General features: G+C 47.0%; 1 pseudogene. It reads left to right on the top strand.

Features of this window, described 5'->3' with window-relative positions:
• Positions 1-236, top strand: a pseudogene (locus tag AC6UDG_RS07860) (acetolactate synthase large subunit); the annotation flags it as partial.

Below are 236 nucleotides of genomic sequence, written 5' to 3'. Positions count from 1 at the left end.
CGCCCGGGCCCCGTGCTTGTGGATATTCCAAAAGACATTCAGTTAGCGCAAGTGCCTTTTCATCCTTGGCTGGCTGCTGACGATTATTTACCGCAGTTAGATCTAAATCAAGTGGCAATTGCAAACCAGTTATTGAGCGAAGCTAAGCGACCTGTCGCGTATGTTGGTGGTGGCGTACAAAGTGCTGGAGCACAAAACGAGTTAATGCAATTTTTAGAAAAAACGCAAATGCCAGC

The sequence above is a fragment of the Fructilactobacillus sp. X2R1C1 genome, from assembly GCF_059901435.1.
This window is presented reverse-complemented; position numbering and strand designations above follow the sequence as displayed.